The sequence below is a fragment of the Leptolyngbya sp. FACHB-261 genome, assembly GCF_014696065.1.
Classification (GTDB): Bacteria; Cyanobacteriota; Cyanobacteriia; order FACHB-261; family FACHB-261; genus FACHB-261.
The window spans coordinates 121894-138052 of sequence record NZ_JACJPL010000015.1; the positions used below are offsets into that span (position 1 = coordinate 121894).

At 53.1% G+C, this 16159-nt stretch carries 19 protein-coding genes; 8 read left to right on the forward strand and 11 right to left on the reverse strand.

The features are described from left to right. Nucleotides 1-187 precede the first annotated feature (187 nt). The gene (locus tag H6F94_RS06730; RefSeq protein ID WP_190801454.1) at nt 188-382 is read left to right on the forward strand and encodes a hypothetical protein; all 195 of its coding nucleotides are present in this window, start codon (nt 188-190) and stop codon (nt 380-382) included. 134 nt (nt 383-516) lie between these two features. Here the strand turns inward: H6F94_RS06730 and H6F94_RS06735 are convergent, their stop codons facing one another. Further along, the gene (locus tag H6F94_RS06735) at nt 517-1197 is read right to left on the reverse strand and encodes an esterase/lipase family protein (RefSeq protein ID WP_190801455.1); all 681 of its coding nucleotides are present in this window, start codon (nt 1195-1197) and stop codon (nt 517-519) included. A 21-nt stretch (nt 1198-1218) separates the two neighbouring features. On the opposite strand from H6F94_RS06735, the gene H6F94_RS06740 reads away from it, so the two are divergent. The 5 genes from H6F94_RS06740 (at nt 1219) to H6F94_RS06760 (ending at nt 4955) form a co-directional block, all read left to right on the forward strand. After that, a complete protein-coding gene (locus tag H6F94_RS06740; RefSeq protein ID WP_242041034.1) occupies nt 1219-2004 on the forward strand; it encodes a precorrin-2 C(20)-methyltransferase in 786 nt (261 codons plus the stop codon). A 47-nt stretch (nt 2005-2051) separates the two neighbouring features. Beyond that, nucleotides 2052-3203, forward strand: coding sequence for a YdcF family protein (locus tag H6F94_RS06745; RefSeq protein ID WP_190801456.1), 1152 nt, complete (start codon nt 2052-2054; stop codon nt 3201-3203). A 112-nt stretch (nt 3204-3315) separates the two neighbouring features. Further along, the gene (locus tag H6F94_RS06750; RefSeq protein ID WP_190801457.1) at nt 3316-3960 is read left to right on the forward strand and encodes a GNAT family N-acetyltransferase; all 645 of its coding nucleotides are present in this window, start codon (nt 3316-3318) and stop codon (nt 3958-3960) included. 63 nt (nt 3961-4023) lie between these two features. Beyond that, entirely contained in the window at nt 4024-4572 is a 549-nt protein-coding gene (locus tag H6F94_RS06755) for a DUF3172 domain-containing protein (RefSeq protein ID WP_190801458.1), read from the forward strand. Between the two features lie 140 nt (nt 4573-4712). Then, a complete protein-coding gene (locus tag H6F94_RS06760) occupies nt 4713-4955 on the forward strand; it encodes a hypothetical protein (RefSeq protein ID WP_190801459.1) in 243 nt (80 codons plus the stop codon). Between the two features lie 57 nt (nt 4956-5012). Here H6F94_RS06760 and ggt read toward each other — a convergent pair whose 3' ends face one another. Continuing rightward, a complete protein-coding gene (gene ggt, locus H6F94_RS06765) occupies nt 5013-6596 on the reverse strand; it encodes a gamma-glutamyltransferase (RefSeq protein WP_190801460.1) in 1584 nt (527 codons plus the stop codon). Between the two features lie 176 nt (nt 6597-6772). Here ggt and H6F94_RS06770 point away from each other — a divergent pair, with 176 nt between their 5' ends. Then, entirely contained in the window at nt 6773-7540 is a 768-nt protein-coding gene (locus H6F94_RS06770) for a hypothetical protein (RefSeq protein ID WP_242041035.1), read from the forward strand. Between the two features lie 174 nt (nt 7541-7714). Here the strand turns inward: H6F94_RS06770 and H6F94_RS06775 are convergent, their stop codons facing one another. The 8 genes from H6F94_RS06775 to H6F94_RS06810 form a co-directional block, all read right to left on the reverse strand. Then, a complete protein-coding gene (locus H6F94_RS06775; RefSeq protein WP_190801461.1) occupies nt 7715-8164 on the reverse strand; it encodes a peroxiredoxin in 450 nt (149 codons plus the stop codon). A 51-nt stretch (nt 8165-8215) separates the two neighbouring features. Then, a complete protein-coding gene (locus tag H6F94_RS06780; RefSeq protein WP_190801462.1) occupies nt 8216-9388 on the reverse strand; it encodes a GNAT family N-acetyltransferase in 1173 nt (390 codons plus the stop codon). Nucleotides 9389-9438: 50 nt separating this feature from the next. Then, a complete protein-coding gene (locus H6F94_RS06785) occupies nt 9439-10170 on the reverse strand; it encodes a 16S rRNA (uracil(1498)-N(3))-methyltransferase (protein ID WP_313949235.1) in 732 nt (243 codons plus the stop codon). A gap of 3 nt (nt 10171-10173) precedes the next feature. Then, a complete protein-coding gene (locus tag H6F94_RS06790; RefSeq protein WP_190801835.1) occupies nt 10174-10371 on the reverse strand; it encodes a hypothetical protein in 198 nt (65 codons plus the stop codon). Nucleotides 10372-10512: 141 nt separating this feature from the next. Beyond that, the gene (locus tag H6F94_RS06795) at nt 10513-10911 is read right to left on the reverse strand and encodes a hypothetical protein (RefSeq protein ID WP_190801463.1); all 399 of its coding nucleotides are present in this window, start codon (nt 10909-10911) and stop codon (nt 10513-10515) included. Between the two features lie 293 nt (nt 10912-11204). Continuing rightward, nucleotides 11205-11834 (reverse strand): LysE family translocator, encoded by a 630-nt coding sequence (locus tag H6F94_RS06800; RefSeq protein WP_190801464.1) that lies wholly within the window; start codon nt 11832-11834, stop codon nt 11205-11207. 120 nt (nt 11835-11954) lie between these two features. Then, nucleotides 11955-12707, reverse strand: coding sequence for a Crp/Fnr family transcriptional regulator (locus H6F94_RS06805; RefSeq protein WP_190801465.1), 753 nt, complete (start codon nt 12705-12707; stop codon nt 11955-11957). A gap of 432 nt (nt 12708-13139) precedes the next feature. Further along, complete coding sequence (locus H6F94_RS06810; protein WP_199320253.1) at nt 13140-13814, reverse strand: Crp/Fnr family transcriptional regulator; 675 nt, start codon at nt 13812-13814, stop codon at nt 13140-13142. Between the two features lie 867 nt (nt 13815-14681). Here H6F94_RS06810 and H6F94_RS06815 point away from each other — a divergent pair. Continuing rightward, entirely contained in the window at nt 14682-15107 is a 426-nt protein-coding gene (locus H6F94_RS06815; RefSeq protein WP_190801466.1) for a response regulator, read from the forward strand. A 155-nt stretch (nt 15108-15262) separates the two neighbouring features. Here H6F94_RS06815 and H6F94_RS06820 read toward each other — a convergent pair whose 3' ends face one another. Continuing rightward, on the reverse strand, nt 15263-15985 hold the full coding sequence (locus tag H6F94_RS06820) for a Crp/Fnr family transcriptional regulator (protein WP_190801467.1): 723 nt from the start codon (nt 15983-15985) through the stop codon (nt 15263-15265). Nucleotides 15986-16159: the final 174 nt, after the last annotated feature.

Genomic DNA, 16159 nt, shown 5'->3' on the forward strand with positions numbered 1-16159 from the left:
TCCTAAAAAATGATTAAGGTGCAAGGGGCATTACCCGTTATGGACAAAGGGTTGTTTCGCCTTGGCAAATGTTTTGAAGAAAACTACGATTTGTTCGCAAGGCGTGCGGAAATAGCTGTCCTGCCTTTGAAAGAACGAGTAGTATTCTTGACCGCTTCAACCTCTGCATCAGGAAGACACCTGCACCATGTCTAACAACGAGCGTCAGTTACCACCGAGCTTCGAGCATCTTCAGGAAGACCGTCAGAGCATTCAAGCCATCCGTGAGCATTTAGCAGTCATGATCAATACGGCGCATCGCCCTCGGGTCGCCACGATCATGCATCACCTAACGCGGGCAGCGGTAGAACTTGAGCGGCTTCAAGCCATTGCTCATCAGTAAAAAACCAGTAACTTTTGTTACTGGTTTTTTTGTAGGTTCTTCACTGAGCTTTTGAGCTTTGCAAGCCCAGTCAAACGGGTCCAGTCAAACTGACTAGTCAAACTTAGAAGTAACCAGCGAATTTGGGTGGACAGCTATTGCAAATAAGGCAACCACTGCTGGAGGGCATCAGGAGAGCCATACCAGTAGCGTCCACCTCGGGGAGAATGCAGAACATCCGGCAAAGTAATGTTCTCCGCACCTTCTAGGTGGGCAGCTGCGATGGGAGTAATTGCATCTCCCCAAGTTTCGCCCTTGCCTGCTGTGAGTTTATAACTCTGGTAGGCCAGCCAATTATCGTGCCAGCCAGGTTTGCCTTCGACTGCCTTGCCAGCAATGCAGACATAGCGGACCTGAGGGTGAAAGGCACCTGGATAGTTGTCATTGACAAAATCTAGGTTGGTGCGTGTCCAGCGCTCCAGGCTACGATGCGGCGTGCCCAGCGTGATCAAGGTCGCCACTTTGGGATGTCGTCCCCAAACTCGACCGCAATAGGCTTGCTCCCCCAAGTACATCCGTGCGATCCAGCCGCCTGCCGAGTGGGCCACCAGGTTCACCTGCTGGGCCTGGTTGACCGCCAATGCTTGGTCAACGGTCTGCTCTAGGAGTTCTAAGACTGGAGTGACCGGTCTGCCCCCGACGGTGACCAGCCAATCCCACCAGCGTAGGGGCACGATAGCGGCAGGACCGTGCTGTTCGCGGATTGCCTGCTCCAGTGCTTGATATTCTTCTGCTCCTGCTAAATAGCCAGGAAGAATTACAGTCGGTATGGGCATTGGCGCGCAACGTTACAGTTCATGAATTTATTGTCTGACTCTCCGCCTTCGATGGCGGTTGGGAAGCCAGGAAAGCTCTATGGCATTAGTGCTGGTCCTGGCGATCCTGATTTAATTACCGTCAAAGCTCTCAAGCTCTTGCAGCAAGTGCCGGTGGTTGCATTTCCGGCTGGGCGACAGGGACAACCGGGTATTGCCCAGCGCATTGTGACTCCCTGGCTGCGACCGGAACAGCAGCAGGTGCCCCTCTTCTTTGCGCTGGTCCAGGATGAAGCCAAGTTGCAGGCCGCTTGGGCAGCGGCAGCGGCGACGATAGAGCCTTACCTGCAACAGGGTCAGGATGTCGCGTTCGTTTCCGAAGGCGATGTCAGCTTCTACAGCACCTTTACCTATCTCGTTGCCGCCTTGCGGGAACGTTGTCCTGGTTTGCTGGCTCAAGCAGTGCCGGGAGTTTGTTCCCCCTTAGGAGCAGCAGCGGAACTGGGACTTCCCTTAACTATTGGCACGCAAAAACTAGCGGTTCTGCCAACCCTGCACAGCTTAAGCGAACTTGAGCAAGCCTTGAGATGGGCTGAGGTTGTGGTGTTGTTAAAAGTGAGTTCGGTTTACCCACAGGTTTGGCAGATCTTGCGGCAGCATGACCTATTGCGCCAAAGTCATATTGTCCTGTGGGCCACCGGTCAGGAGCAGGTCTTGTACTCAGATCTAAGTCAGCACGCCGACCTGCAATTGCCCTATTTTTCTCTGTTACTAGTGCAGAGATCTCAGGAAACTAGCAAAATTTCCGCCACTTGTGGGGGGCTGTGACACAATTGCTCTGAGACATGGGCCAGCCAGCAGTGTGAGGGATTGATATGTTCTTAAATTTCCTGCTGTTTATCTTGTTATGGATTCTGCTGCTGTGGCTAGCCTATCGATTCTTATCGGGGATTATCTCGCCCTTCTTTCTAACGGTTTTGGGGGCGCTCTTACTGGTTGCAGCAGCAGCGACCGGTTTGAGTCTCTTCTTTGTGGAGACGCCAGCAGCACGAGCCATTTGGGAAATTCTGGCCTTTCCCTTTACGCCCATTGGTCTGATTTTTCTGTTGCTGCTCTCGTCACTGCGTCAGGGCAAGTTAGGCTCACTGCTGCCAATTGCTCTGGTGCTGTTGTACCTATTTAGTAATCCGATTCTGGCGGAGCGGATGGCGGGCAGCTTGGAGCAGGAAGCTGCGCGGCAACTATTGCAAGAACCCACCAGTCCTCTCAACGGTGGAGCGGCAGCCGATGCCATTGTGGTGGTTGGCAACCCGACCCGACCACCCTTGCCGCCTCGTCCCATGCGCATTCCTGAGGTTACAGAGTCGGGCGACCTGCTCATTTACGCTAGTCAGCTCTACCAGGGTGGGCAAGTTCGAGGCGATGGTGCCGTAGTGGTTAGCAGTGGCCCCCGCGTTGGCTTGCAAGGGCGCTTGGGCTGCCCACCAGGCTGTGCTCAGATTACGGGACAGGTGGCACCGGGCGTTGACCCCGAGGCGACAGATATGGCCACCTTTTTGAGCACCTTCGGCGTTCCGGCTGACCGCATTGTCCAGGATGCCGAAAGCTCAACCCTGCGGCGCACGGCTGAGCGCATTCGAGGTTTATTGACGGACCGAGGCTTAGGCAGTCGCATTCTGCTGGTAACGACGGCCCTGCAAATGCCCCGAGCGGCGGGGACTTTCCGCAATGTGGGCTTCCAGGTCTATCCTGCTCCGGTTGATTTCTTTGTCAGCCAGCCCAACACAACTGAGGTCCAGCGTCGCTTTAGTCCTAGAGACTTTTTGCCAGATGCTGATGCGCTAGCGCTCTCAACCCGAGCCTGGAACGAATATCTGCTGCAATTGCTCTCGTTCTTGCTGGGTTGGCTGTCGCCGCCCTGCCCCAATGGCTGTGTTCCTGGGCCTGCGCCGACCGCTGTTCTGCCTACTTTTACGGGACTAGCTACTCTGCCGCCCAAGCTGATTTCTGACCCAATTTCCTCTTAACCTCTACACCTTATAATGGGGGTTTAAGCAGGGTTTTGTCTGTCTGGCCTAATAAATCCGTTAGACTACTGATGGCGTTCTTCTGTGCGCCCTTAGTAGGTTTAGTCTCACTATGATTTCCTCATCCGTCCGTTCCAGTCTTCAGGTTCGTCCCTGTACGGCTGCGGATGCTGTCGCAGCAACGCAACTTTTATTTGCAGCGGGACCTGAGTTATTTACCTACACCTTCGCTTCGTCTGCAGAAAAAACTCTGGAGATTTTGACCAAAGCTTTTGCGAAGCCCGATCATGCCTTTAGTTACAGCCATGCTCAAGTTGCAGAGGTTGAGGGTGAGGTAGTGGGCTTGCTGGTGAGCTACAGCGGCGCACTCAAAACCGAAGCAGAGAACCGGGTCCATCAGGTGATGCCTGGTATTGTGCCGGTCTGGAAGGTGCCAGGTATGCTGCTCAATCTCACCGACCTCAACCGGGTGAAGCAGCCAGTGCCAGTCCAGGATTACTATGTTCTGTGCGTAGCAGTGAAACCAGAGCTGCAGGGGCAGGGGATTGGCACTTGCCTGTTAAGCCAAGCAGAAACTATGGCCGCACTAGAGGGTTGTGGTGCTGTGGCCCTAGATCTCACTTTGAACAATCAACAGGCCTTGCGCTTTTGCCAAGGGCTAGGCTATCGCGTAGTGCAAAGCAGCACGACGCCTCGCTTTGAGCGGCAAACTGGGGCAGGTGGATTACAGCGCTTGGTCAAGCCTTTGGTTGTCTAGGAACTACGAGTCCAGCTGTCTCACGGCATACTGGAGAAGAGTTTGCTCCCCAGATTTCTTCCCATGACGCGCAGATCCCCCGCTCGAGAGCCAGCCGACCGTCGTAGCCGCACCAGTAGCCCCAGCAGTGGCGGCGGTGGCGGTGGCGGCAAAAACCCTTACACCACCCTGGCAGCTGGTGGCGCGATCCTAATTCTGGGGATTGGCATTGGTATTGCCTTCAATACGGTTAGCCCCAACAAGAACGTTGCCGATGGTAACTACATCGATAACAACGCGCCCAATAAAGAGTTTTGCATTCAGTATGGGCGTAGTGCGATGGTAATGAATAATCGCATTTATGTCACTTGGAACCCGTTCTCAGTTTATGTAGCTCAGGCTGTGATGGAGCCCGGTTGTGTAATCCGTTCTGAAAACTGGAACATCATTCAGCAGCGCAACCTAATCAATAACGATGACGTGCGCCGCTGCAAAGCCAACATGAACACGTTTGCTTATACCGGCGATTTAGATAAGAGCCCGCGCATTGAATGCGTTTATGAAAGCGGCGAGGATCGCAACTTGTATGAGCGAGCCCTACCCAGCCCCGGTAGCAACCCGCCCCCCAATTGACTTCAATCAGTTCTTGAAGCAGGTTCTTCACAAGACTTCTACCCGCTCATGATCGCTATCCTGATTGTTAACTGGTCACGGCTGAATTGAGCAGGCATACTAGACGCGGAAGTCCTTCAGCCCCTAGGAGCAGTTCCTTCGTGAGCCAAGAGAATTTCAGTGAGATTAAGAACACCCACCTGTACGTGGAGCGGCACGAGCAATGGCTGAAAACCAGGTTCCCTGAGCTTCGCCTTGAGCAAAGAGTGACGATGGCGATTGCCATGGCCCAAGTTTCGTCCCTTGACAGTTTGGAGCAGCGCATTTGCAAGTCACTTGCCAGTCTTAAGAAGACTGACCCTCTGCCCTTGGGAACGGCAGATTACGAGAGCTTGCGTCAATAGTTTCAAGCTACTAGTTTGAAGCCAGTTGAGAATAGTAGTTGGCGCTAGCTCCAGCCTCTAGAAGCCAACTGCAGAGCCGTCTTTGCGTGGATCAGAACCTCCGGTCAGCACGCCGGTTTCTGAGTCGATGGCAATGGCTTGGTAGCCGCCAAAGGTGCGGTCACGGCTGCCGATTGCATGGCCCAAAGCTGCCAGTTGCTCGGCAACCGTTGCACCGATGCCGGGTTCTAGGGAAACTCGGTTGCCCCCAGGCAGAATCTCATGGAAGAAGCGTGGAGCTTCGCCAGCTTGCTGCGCGTCCATGCCGAATTCCAATTGGTTAAGCAAGACTTGCACTTGGCCGTGGGGTTGCAAATGGCCACCCATCACCCCAAACACTAGCCAGGGTTTGCCATCTCGGAACGCCATGGCTGGAATAATCGTGTGCAAAGGCCGTTTGCGAGGCGCCAAACTATTGGGATGCCCTGGCTCCAACGAGAACATGGAGCCGCGATTTTGCAGGACGACACCTGTTTCGCCTGCTACTAATCCAGAGCCAAAATCATCGAACAGGCTGTTGATGAGGGAAACTGCATTGCCTTCTGAATCAACAGCACAGAGGTAAACTGTATCGCCGCGCGAGGGGGTTCCCGGTGGCACCGGTTCGGGGAGGGCGCGTTCCGGTTTAAACAATCGCCAGCGCTCTTGAGCGTAGGCTTTTGAGACCAGTTGGGTCAAAGGAACCTGGCTGAAGTCCAAGTCGCCATAGAACGCGTCACGGTCGGCATAGGCTAGCTTTTTCGCTTCGATTAAGCGGTGCAGGTAGTCAGCACTGTTGTGCTCGAAGCGGCTCAGGTTCTCGCCTTCTAGGAAGTTGAGCATTTGCAAGGCCACCAAACCATGACCGTTGGGCGGCAACTCATAGAGGGTGACATCGCGGTAGGTGGTTGAGAGTGGCTCGATCCAGTCGCTAGTGTGGGCTGCCAGATCGGACTCATTTAAAGGACAACCGACGACAGCACAGGCTCGGGCAATTTCTGCTGCCACCGCCCCTTGATAAAAGCCATCCCGGCCTTGAGCCGCTACGACTCTCAAGGTTTGAGCTAGCCGGGGCAGTTCGGCAATTTCACTGGCTTGGGGAGCGGGCAGGTAGCAGGCTGCGGCATCTGGATCCTTGGCTAACAGTGGCGCTTCTGCTCTCCAAGCCGCCGCTGCGATGGGCTGAACTGGAAAGCCTGTGGCGGCAAAGTCGATGGCAGGTTGCAAAATTTGGTCCCAGCTCAGCCGCCCAAAACGCTGATGCAATTGCCACCAGCAGTCCACCACACCTGGGACAGTGACGCTGAGTGGACCTCGCTCTGGCATTTGGTCTGCACCGATCTGGTCAATGCTTAGGCCGGCGGGGGCGCGACCACTGCCATTGAGCCCGTAGAGCTGCTGGTCCTTGGCCCACCAGACCAGAGCGAAACCATCGCCGCCCAACCCTGTAGACCCTGGTTCAATCACAGTCTGCACGGCAGCGGTTGCAATCGCAGCATCAACCGCATTGCCCCCCTGCCACAAAATCTGTAACCCCGCAGTTGAGGCTAGAACCTGGCTAGAGCAGACCATTCCTCGCCGTGCGTAGACCGGTGAGCGCCCGATTGGGTAGCGAAAAGGCATAGGTTTGGCGTCTCTGATGGATGTCTGGTTGATGGCTGGTGTCTTAAAACAATGTCTTAAGTTAAGGGCTTGTGGACGGGAACCTGGGCAAAGGGCTAGCAGTCAGGCAATGATAATATACCTAAGGCCTATGGCCTGTTTGCTCCCTGACCTTTACACTTGTGGTAACTTTTTGGATGCTGCGCCACCTGCGACTGACTCTGTTGCCCGCACTTGCGGCTACTGCCTGTGTCATGCTGCCTGTCGCAGCTTGGGCTCAGCAGCCTCCCCCTTCCCGACCGGCCAATCAACAATCTCCTGACCAACTTGATGATCCGAGCGATCTGCGAACGCTGACTCAGCAAAACAGCATTCTGAGCTTGCAAGGTGCAGAGCGCTTGATGACTGACGCTGATTCTGCCATCAATTCTCAGAATTATGGAGTGGCAGCGACTAAGCTCCAAGACGCTCGTCAGGTTTTCAATCAGCTCTCCAACTTTTATCAAGAGTTGGGCACTAGCTTTGCTGGCATTGACAATCGCATCAGCGAAGGCCTACGCCAGAAAGCGCTGCAAACAGCCCAACAGCGTGACCAAGCGACCTATCAACTGGCTTTGGTCCACCGCGCCCAGAACCGTCCTGAGCTATCGGTACCGCTGCTGATTCAGATTATTCGCAGCCAACAGCCGACCCGCGAATTGGGTCAGCAGGCTTACCAACAGCTTTTGGAACTAGGGTTTGTGGAGTCTCCCTTCCGGGCACCACAGGCACGTCAGCCACAACAACCGATTCAGGGGCTACCTTCGCAACGTCAGCTAGAGCAGCAACTCCGGCAACGTCAACAACAGCAGCAACCGGCTCAACAGCAGCCAGCTCAGCCCGCTAGACCAGCCCAGCCAGCTCAACCGGCGGCTCAACCAGCCCAACCAGCCCAACCAGCTCAACCGGCAGCTCCCAGACCGTAGCGTCTGCTTGTTTAGTGCTTGTTTGGCCTATAGCGATTAAGCTTCTACCAAAAGCCCCTACCTTCTAATTTGAGGTAGGGGCTTTTGGATCAGGGGTTAAGCCCGTTGTGAATAGCCTGCTGTAAATAGCTTGCGATAGAAATAGTAGGCAGGGATAGTAGGCAATATCCACTTCTACTTTAAGCGGCGCAAAATACTCAACAACTCGCTATTTTCACGCTTGAAGATTGGCAGAATTTCAGCATGGGCGTACTGCACAATACCTTCTCGATCGAGAATGAAATAGGCTCGACTAGTTCCAAGGAAACCAGCCACACCGTAGAGCTTGCTCACTTTTTGATCGCGATCACTTAAGAGAGGAAATTCCAGCTTGAGTTGCTTGGTAAATTCTTGGTGTTTTTCGATTGGGTCACTGCTGATACCGAGTATTTCAGTGCCCAGTTCGCGGAACTGCCGCCAGTCCGTGCCAAAGCATTGCATCTCACTGGTGCAAACGGGTGTGAAGTCACCGGGATAAAAGGCCAGCAGCACGTTGGTTTTGCCTTCGTAGCGGCTGAGGGTAATCTCGCCCCGATCACTGGGCAGAGTAAAGTCTGGCGCTTTTTGACCCACTTTAACGGCCATCTAGCAGTTTCCCCGCAGGCTAGAAATGTTGTTGAGGCTATTATAGAACTCTCACTTTTGCTTGAAAGGAAGTTCTGCGTTGATGGCTTCCATTTCCTGAGCTTCCATCTGATTGACGTCCTTGATGTAGGGCTTCAAGATCTGCACCAGGCGAGGATGGTAGATGCGGTGCAAACTGGTGTTGCCGACAGCGGGGAAACCGCGACGCTTTTTATGTTGTCCGCCTGCACCGGGGTCAAAATCACGAATGCCTTGCTGAATAGCATATTCAATAGGCGAGTAATAACAGGCTTCGAAGTGTAAACAATCGATATCCTGGTCGGCACCCCAATAGCGCCCATAAAGCTGATCGCCTTTGCGAATGCAGAAGGACATACCGATTGGATGGTCTTCGCGTCCTGCTGATTCTGCGGCAATGAAAACTACTCGATGGCGGTAGTTATCGTGCAGCAGTTCAAAGAAACGCTTGGTTAAATATTTGCTGCCCCACATGAACTTGTCACAGGTGCTGCTGTAAAAGTTGTACATCAGGGGAAACAGACGGTGAGGAATTTCCTCTCCGGCGTACACTTTCACATTCAGTTCGGCCTGAGTCACTGCCTTACGTTCGCGCTTGATATTGCGTCGTTGGTTGGCATTGAACTCGCCTAAATAATCATCAAAGGTTTGATAATCGCGGTTTTGCCATTGATAGCTGTGGTGTTGCCAGGCGAGATAGCCATAGTCTTCAACAATCGGTCGCCAGTCCGGATCTACAAACAAAAAGTTGCAGCCCGATAGACTATTGCGTTCGCAAAAACGGTCGATTTCGCGCAGCATTAAGTGAGTGAGTGCGGTTTCGTCTTCATCTGGATCGATCAGAAAACGGTAACCGGTAGCTGGCGTAAAGGGAGACATCCCCAGCAGTTTGGGGTAGTAGTGAACGCCAAGACGATGGGCTAGATCTGCCCACTGGTGGTCAAAGACGAACTCGCCATAGCTGTGGCCTTTGATATACAGCGGAGCAGCAGCGACTAGAGCGCCATCTCGCCAAACCAACAGGTGATTGGGCAACCAACCTTTGCGAGCAGTGGCACTGCCGGACTGCTCAGCGTTCCACAGCCATTCCCACTCCAAAAACGGTGTTTTGAGGGGTTCAGCCAGGGCATTCCAGCGGTCGCGGGGGACTTCAGCGACGTGATTCGTCCAAGTCAGCGCGTAGCGGGTCTGGGTTTGTTCAGCCATCGGAAGCGCGCGGTGGGGCGAGGGGGTGGGCTTTCCTAAGTTTATACTTCTTAACTTGTAAGACTGCCTTCCTCTAAGAAAGCAGCCACCAGGCCCAGAGCCACCACGGGAGCCGTCACTGCTCGCAAAATGCGGGAACCCAGCGAAACGGGTTGAAAACCAGCGGCTAGAGCCTGTTGCTGCTCGGATTCGGTCCAGCCGCCTTCAGGGCCGGTCAGCAGCAGAGTTTCACCCCACTGGAGCTGGCTCCAGAGGCTCGGGGGCTGGCTGCGAGTGACGCAGATGTATTTTTGCTCCAGGGGCTGGGTGGCTTGGAGCAGTTCTGAGAACGACAGCGGCTCCGCTAGCTCCGGGACAACGGTGCGCTCGGCCTGCTCTGCGGCTTCCTGGGCAATGCGCCGCCACCGCTCCAAACGTCCACTGCCGGGTTGCATCAAGGTGCGTTCTGAGCGCAGCGGCCAGATTTGGCTGGCACCCAACTCGGTGAGTTGCCGCACGACTTCATCGAAGCCACTGCCCTTGGGCAAGGCAACTGCGACGCTGACCTTCACGGGTAACTCGGCCTGCTGTGCCAGAGCTTCGAGCAACTGAGCCATTGCGGCGTTGGCCTCTAGCTGAGCCCGCCACCAATGCCCCTGGCCATCCATAGCAATGAATTGAGCCCCGGTTGCCAAGCGCAGCACATTGCCCAAATAGTGCTGTTGGGGCGCGGTGAGCCGAATGCAATTGCCCTGGATTTGCTCTGGCGCAATTACCAGGCGTTGCAGCGTCAGAGGAGCCACGACCTAATACCGCTTGAGAACTTTGACAGCTCCGGTCACGCCGGTGCCCAAGCCCAGGACCAGCAGCAACAGCAAGATGCCTCCAGGCAGGATAGTTAGTAGACCGACGCCCCTCAGGAACCAGAGCACCAGCATCAGGGCGAGACAAAACACGCCCACGTACAGCAAGGTCATACCGATATCCAGCGGGCGGCGGCTCATGAGAGTCTCAAGCGCAGTTTAACAATTGCTGCTCTATCCTACCGTTTGCATCTCTGCCCAAGTCGCAATCTGTAATTGCAAGCAGTCTAGCTGGAGGCGTTGTACCCACTCGCTTATTTATCGCTACAGATTTCACCCATCTCAACTTCCCCTTGGCAGGGGGAGATGCGGTAGGCGATGGGGTAGTGAAGAAGCTGCGGCAATTCGCAATTGGTAGTGCTGTTGTCGCCACAATTGACGCCAATATTCGATGACGGATTGGGGATAGGTAAAGCGCTGACACTCTCGACGAATGATTTCGCCTAAGCAATCGAGCACGTGCAAATTGGCGCAGGCTTGGATGCTTTGGGCGCAGGCTTCGACCCATTCGCCAAAGGCACGATAACTCACGAATTGTCCGCCTCGGTCGCTGCGATGCACAAACAGTTGGTGAGGCCAATGTTCGTACCGGCAAATTAGGTTTTCGGCAATGCCTAGAAACTTGGCAATTTGCGCGAGAGAAATGCAAAGCTGCGGCTGAAGTACCTGCGTTAAACGCATGGCCAGTGTCTCCAGAAAACTTGGAATTGGGTGAAGTAGCAGGGCAACCCATCAACGTGCATGGAATTGCCCCGTCCCGTAACCAAACCACCCACCCCATCGGACTAAGGGTTGACAGCAGCAGTGATAAACTGCCCACTAGCCACCGAGTTGCGAACAGCAACTACGGGGGTCAGTCACCTAGAGCTTGGATAAGGTTCTAGGTGGCGTCCGTGTTTAGCTACTTGGTCAAAAAGGTTACAGGTAGTGAAGGGATTACGTCAAGCTTTTGCCAGGAATTAACTCGCAGGGGTCTAACGTTGTTCGGGTAGGGCTAGACGAAAGCCTAAGCCAACCAAAATGCTGCCGGTCAACCACTTTTGGAAGCGGGCAAAACTAGAGCGACCGCGTAGCCAATGGCTGAAGGTTCCGGCGACCATTGCCAACGAGGTGTAGGCTAGAAGACTGATCAGCAACCAGGCAAAACTCAGGGCGATAATTTGCCCCAGCACCTGGCCTTTGGCAGGGTCAATAAACTGGGGCAAAAAAGACAAAAAGAACAGCGCCACTTTGGGATTGAGCATACTGGAAAGGGCGCCTTGGGCAAAGATTTTGAGGAAGTTGTCGCCACTTGAGGCCTGAAATTCAGCTCGTTCTTCGCGGCTGATCAACATGCGCAGGCCCAGGTAAACCAGATAAGCAGCTCCCACATATTTGATGATTTTGTAGGCCAGGGCGGAGGTCATGAGCAAGGTCGATAGACCCACGGCAGCCGCAAAAATATGCACTAAGTCACCGGCACAAAGCCCTAACACCGAAACCATACCCGCCATGCGTCCCTGTCCAGCACTGCGAGCAATGACATAGAGCATATCCGGGCCTGGAGTGGCGAGCAGAGCCAGAACAGCCAAGCAAAACACGATCAGCGTAGCGAGATCAGGCATGGAACACCCTTTGATCGCTTAAGGCAATTCGGTCAAGGCAAATTTGATCAAGCAATCTTGATCAAGACAGTATAAAAGACCTGTTTAGATCTCAATGGTCTTCTAGACGACGCCTTGCACCTAGAGCGGGCTATCCGCTTCCATAGCCTCAAACAACTGCTCAAACTCTGTTTTGATAGTTCGGTAACACTCGCAGGAAACGGCCTCTAAGCTCTCACGATCCTGGATTGCGATTTTGCCTCGGCTGTAGCGAATTATCCCTGCCCGTTGCAAGCTACCCGCCGCCACCGTCACCCCAGCGCGACGCACTCCCAGCATGTAGGAGATGAATTCTTGCGTGAGCGGAAACTCATCCGATTGAACCCGGTCTCGGCTCATCAGCAACCAACGAGCCAGCCGCTCTTCAATCGTGTGTTTAGCGTTGCAGACGACTGACTGAGAAATCTGGGTGAACAGCGCTTTGGTGTAGCGCAGCAGCAGGCCTTGCAAAGCAGTGCCACGACCGAACTCTGCCCTGAGTACCGACGCCTTTAGTCTGAAGGCATCCCCAGGCAGCTGGACCTGAGCTTGGCTGGTAGGAGGCAAGTTCCCCCAGATGACGGGTAGACCGACCATTCCCTCTCGTCCAACCAAACCAACCTCACCCATTGAGCCGTCTGCTAGGGTCAGAACCAGCGAAATAACGCCGTGGTTCGGAAAATAGACATATTCGATTGGCTCGCTAAGTGAATAGAGGGACTGACCTTGGATGAGCGAGACGAGTTGCAAGTGGGTCGTAAGCCGCTCGTACTCCTCTCTTGGCAGAGCAGCGAGAATCTGGTTTTGAAGACCATTTTGGGTGCTAATTTTGTAAGGCTCCGCGGTTCTAAACATGAGGAAAAACCTTCCTTCCAAATGCAGTTGAGCTGAAAAAGACAACTGGCAACATCAAGAGAAGGTTGTGGAGCCTGGCTTCGATGTTAAAAGGTGAATTTTCTGAGAAATAAATTGCGAACTTGAGTCAAATGTGCAGGTTTAATAACTCCAATTGTAGTGAGGTACGTCGGCGCACACAGTACGATAACGTACTAAGTTAGAAACAATCGCTCAAGTGTGCTGTTTGTGTACTAATTTCCCAGGCTGAATTGCTGACTCCAGGCCAACTACAGGTTGATCCAAGCCTAGCGATAGATCTTGTCAATAGCTTCGCTGTCTCCTCAATCAACCCTATAGATTTTGAGAGCTGAGAGTTGAGGCGCTAAATTTTGAAGGTCTAAAAACTTTGATTCGCTTTGCTTCAACCGGTCCTCCCTTTCTTGACTACGATTAGTCTGCTTCCCCCCCAGCAAACAAGCGCTGAAATTCTGTTTTGACAACCCGGTAGCACTCACAAGAAGCTGCTGCTAAACCCTCGCAATCCAGAACGTTGATTTTGCCTCGGCTGTAGCGAATCAATCCGGCCTGCTGGAGGTTACCTGCCGCGACTGTCACCCCAGCACGACGAACCGCCAGCATTTGTGAAATGAATTCCTGCGTGAGTTGAAACTCAGACGATTGGGCATGGTCTTGAGCCATAAGCAACCAACGGGCTAACCGCTCTTCGATCATGTGCCTGCTGTTGCAGATTGCCGACTGCGAAACTTGAATGAACAGGCCTTTGGTGTAGCGCAGCAGCAAACTTTGCAAAGCCCCGCCCCGATTGAACTCCCCCTTGAGCAGCGCGGCCTTCAGTCTAAAGGCGTCCCCAGGCAACTGTACTTGAGCGAGATTGTTTGGGGGTAGGTCACCCCAAGTGACCGAGAGACCCACCATCCCTTCCCGCCCAGTCAAACCGACTTCGGCCATTGAACCGTCTTCTAGCATCAGGACTAGAGAAACGGCTCCCTGATGCAAAAAATAGACATACTCAATTGGCTTACCAATTTCATGAAGGACGTCACCCCGCGAGAGCGAGACCCGTTCAAAGTGGGAGGCAAGACGTTGGTAGTCTTCCTCAGGCAAGGCAGCAAGTAGACGGTTCTGAAGGCCAGTTTGAGTATTAATAACAAGGCTCCCTCATGATTAAGCGGATATCAGGAGATATCTCTTGAAAGTCCGTCGGAGTCAGAAGAGACTACTTACAAAATCAGCAAGAGGTTTCAAAGCCTGAATTTTAATGTTAACTAAAAGGGAGCTTCTAGAACAGTTGCAAGCTCAATGAGAAGCAAAGTTTGAACAACTTAATACAGCCCAGCAGACCGATGAAAAGGTACGCTAACGCACCGGAGCGAAACAACCAAGAAAGTTCGATATTGGTACGTTAGTGCCTCAGTATGGAGCGCTGAACCTAGGCTAAATCGGTGAATAGGCAAACCCCAATCCCCAGACTATAAAGCTGAGCTGTGCGCTTAAACACAAGCTGCTTTTACAATGTCTTTTGCAGATTATTTTCTACAGATGTCTAGAGCAATTTTGATTGTTAAGTTGACTTGTCGTGTAGCCAACCGTAAGAGAAAAAATATAGGCAAGGCAGCCGTACTGTATCCCGCAATTCAGATTTAACTAATTTGTCTGCGTTATGCTGCTGTAGTGCTAAGTGATTCAGACCAATCTTTTCTCGCGAGAACGTACAGAATCAACCGACAAGGTGTAAGATGCGCTTCTGAGTACACTGCCGTACTGAAATGATAGTCTGCATTGATTAGTATTGCTCTTATATGCCTTTGATTCCAAGGCTCAACCCGACCCACTGGTCAAAGGCTCTGACTAGAGGTCCCATTCAAAGATTCCGGTCAAAAGTTTAAAGCCCTACTGTCGGATTGATCGAATTGTTAGCGTTCTCCAAACCTGTAGAAAACGTTGATTGCCAAGGAGGTTAGTCAGAAGATCATGGACCTACAACGTACCTCCACCTGTGAGCAGTGCATCATCGGCGATCAACCTCTGATCCTGTCAGTCGATTCTCAGGAAGACAGCCGCTTTCTTTGTAACTTCGTTCTGAGCCAATTGGGCTGTTCTTATATCACTGCTGCTGATGGCAGGAGCGCTTTCGAACTGAGTCGGCTTTACCAGCCAGCGCTGATTCTTACAGAGATTGTCCTGCCCGACCTCAGCGGTTTTGAGCTGGTTTCCCTGCTTAAGAAAAACCCTTATACAGCAAGCATCCCAACCATTGCCGTCACTGCAACCGAGTTGATGGGCGGTTGGAGAGAGCTTTTGGAGGCAGGCTTCGATGGCTACCTCAGTAAGCCCTACCAGCTTGAGGCACTAGAAGCATTGATTCAACACTTCCTTCCTGTCCTGGTCACTGCCTAATCCCAACCCACTCTTTAATCGCTACACGACCCTTCCAACCTCCCCTTGCTAAGGGAGGTGCCGCAGGCGGTGGGGTTCTGTTTTGTAGCTCTCAACATTGACCCCTCCTAACCTCCCCTTGCTAAGGGGAAGAACTGTAGGCGGTGGGGTTCGGCTTAGTCTCCAATCCCTTCAAGGCCGAACAGGCGCTCAAACTCAGTTTTCACAACTCGATAACATTCGCAAGAAGCGTCTTGCAAGCTGTCCCGGTTTAGCACTGTGATTTTGCCCCGACTGTAGCGAATCAGCCCGGCCCGTTGCAGGCCCCCTGCCGCTACCGTCACCCCAGCGCGACGCACCCCAAGCATATGAGAGATGAATTCCTGCGTGAGCGGAAAGACATCCGCTTGGGCATGGTCTTGGGTCATCAACAGCCAGCGGGCCAGCCGTCTCTCGATCGTGTGTTTAGCGTTGCAAACCGCCGACTGCGAAGCTTGAGTAAATAGCCCCTGCGTATAGCGCAGCAGCAGGTTTTGCAGAACTTCGCCCCGTTCAAACTCCTTCTTGAGCAGGGCAGTTGGCAAACTCAAGGCGTTGCCCGGAAGTTGGACGATAGCCCGATGGTTACTGGTAGAACTCTCCCAAATCACCGGCGTCCCTGCCATCCCTTCCCGTCCAACCACCCCAGCTTCAACCATGGAGCCATCTTCTGCGGTTAGAACCAGGGAGATCATCCCCTTATTTAAGAAGTAGACCTGCTCAATCGGTTGGCCAATTTCGTAGAGAATTCGACCACTGGGAAGCAAGGTAGGCTCAAGGTGAGCAGCAAGTCGCTGATAGTCTTCATCCGGTAGAGCAGCGAGCAGGCGATTTTGAGTAGAAAGAGACGTTTGGGACACAAACCTTAAAAAAATACAAAGACATTTCTGCCCGATTAGTTAGGCTTTAGAAGAGGCCTGACTGTTTCGAAGAGAGTTTTGGAAATTCGATTCTAATACCAACAGGCAAGCCTTATAAAGAGCAAGCTACTTCAGCCAATCAATAGGGCATCATTTCCCTATTATCACATACTA